1 protein-coding gene and 1 pseudogene are annotated in these 2,357 nt (G+C 53.1%); one reads left to right on the forward strand and one right to left on the reverse strand.

Annotated features, from left to right (window positions below; translation table 11 throughout):
* Positions 1–95 (forward strand): annotated as a pseudogene (locus EGH23_RS26185) (IS5/IS1182 family transposase); the annotation flags it as partial.
* 314 nt (positions 96–409) lie between these two features.
* Here EGH23_RS26185 and EGH23_RS26190 read toward each other — a convergent pair.
* Positions 410–1,642 (reverse strand): glycosyltransferase family 2 protein, encoded by a 1,233-nt coding sequence (locus EGH23_RS26190; protein ID WP_236045114.1) that lies wholly within the window; start codon positions 1,640–1,642, stop codon positions 410–412.
* Positions 1,643–2,357: the final 715 nt, after the last annotated feature.

Raw genomic sequence — 2,357 nt, forward strand, 5'->3', positions numbered from 1 at the left:
GCGACGCCGTGCGTGCGCGATCTTGGTTCGGCGAATTCCGTGAACTCGTTCTGATGTGTGCAGTTCACAACATCAAGCAGTCTCTGAACCAGTGAAATCAAGCTACGTCTGGCGATTCACCACGGCCGAATGTCTGGACATCACAACAGTGATACTCAGTGACCAGAAACGCTCGCTGCGGGCACCGCTGAAGCTATCGCTTCCGGCATGCCCGTGCCCACCCCCTACCGCGTTGGGGACCCATTCCCCCCCAACGTGTTCCACCCATCTATTGCCATAGTACTCGTGGAAAACCCGTCCCATCGAGAGGAGAAAGTCACTGCTTTGTCTTGCCTGGCTGGCGCTGCTCTCTCGACGAATCATGATAAATGCCCACGTCAGGGCTGTGGAAAACGCTAGCGAGCAGCCTCTACTGCGACGCGACCGTGCTCATCAGGAACGAATTGAAGACCGTCTGGAGCCCGATCACAATCGCGGTGAAGGCAGCGATGTCGGCCATTAGCAACGGAATCTGCGTGAAACCACTCGCGATCCACTGGCTAATCATGATGCCGGCATACACAGCTCCCAGCCCGAACATAGCGAGGCCAGCAGTAACGCCTCGGTCCAACCGCAGCGAACTCGTCATCCAATTTGTTATCGGATCAGTTGGTCGCCGAATCGGATCTGACGTGACCGTCGCAAAGACGCCCATACACAGCACTTGGAACCCCACAAGCACGAGGAGACTCCCCGCAATCATCGAGTGAGGGCCGAGGCTCACGCCGCCAATCGACAGCCCACTGTAGGCGATCGCCATAATCGCGAGACCAACCACGCCCAGCATGATGCCAGGAATCGAGAACAGATTTCCAGGGGCGTTCACGAGCATGAATCGGACGTGGCGCCACCCATCCTGAAAGCTATCGAGGGTCTCCTCCCCTTCGCGTTCGTGGTAGATGATCGGCACTTCCTCGATATGCAGATCTTTCGCCCCAGCCTCCATGATCATCTCACTGGCAAACTCCATGCCATCCGTGTTCAGATCGAGTGTCTCGTATGCCTCACGCGTGAACACACGAAAGCCGCTGTGGGCGTCGCTGACACCTGCGCCGTAGAAGACGTTGAGGAACTTCGTCAACAGCGGGTTGCCGATGTACTGATGGAGCGTGGGCATCGATCCATCGCGGATCTCACCGTTGAGCCGACTCCCCATACAGATATCCGCTGTCCCGTCCCGAACTGGCTCGAGAAGCCGCGGAATGGACTCGAAGTCGTAGGTCGTATCAGCGTCCCCCATGACGATATACTCGCCACGCGCCCGCTCGAAGGCGTAGCGATATGCATAGCCATAGCCCTTGCCATCAGGTTCGACAACGATGGCCCCCATCTCCCGAGCGATCTCAGGCGTTCGATCCGTCGAGCTATCGCTGATTAGTATTTCGCCATGAATTTTCAGCTCTTCGAGCGCCGTGGTGATGCGTTCGATACACTCACCGATCCCGTCTTCCTCGTTGAGTGTCGGCATCACGATAGATATCGCCGGCTGGATATCACTGTCAGCTGAGACTAACCACGATGAACTAGTGTCCTGTACTGCTATCGATTGCGTTGACGGCGATGATCCGTTAGTAGGTTGCTGATGTTCGACTGATTCAGACATTATCAATCCGAAGCCTGCTTAACTCGTTGTGAGATTCTAATCGGCTCAGCGCCACAGTTAACGCAAACATACTGCCCTTCCGTTGTTTCAGTAACGGGTGCATTACAGGCGATACATTTCAATCGCGACCCCCGCACCATTCGTGGATACCTACCCATTACGTGGATGGTGTTAGTGAGATATAATATAGCTTTCCCTTACTCTTCCTTAGAGAGGTATTCGGTTAAACATGATGGACTAGTCGGGTGGATTGACAGAGATATGTTGTATTGAGGGTAGAAACATCAAATAAGTCTATCATTTATAGAGTGGTTAATACGAAAAAGTAGTTATACCACTGAGAAAGTCGATATCTGGTCTGATATCTCACAGTCACTTGGTTGGAACCAAATACTTGAGACAAGTAGTTCAGCCGACGATAGCTGGAGAGAATCCTAAAAGTTCTCCTCAGTACCTATTTGTGTGACCTCTTTTTGAGAGTTTTCTTCGCCATCTAATTTCCACTGGAAGGTGATAGAACCCATTGATACGGTACTAGCGTAAGCTCACCCTAAAGGGGTAGGAAAAATTGAAGAGAGGACTCTGCTGCTATCTGGATTCAGCGAGAGAATCCCGCCGTTCACGGCGGGCGTGAATCGCGTAAGCCCGGTGTGTTAGTCCACGGGGGTCTGCCCGACCGAATACCCAACGGCACAAAAATTATTAGAATTGGGTG

The organism is Haloarcula nitratireducens, assembly GCF_019599505.1.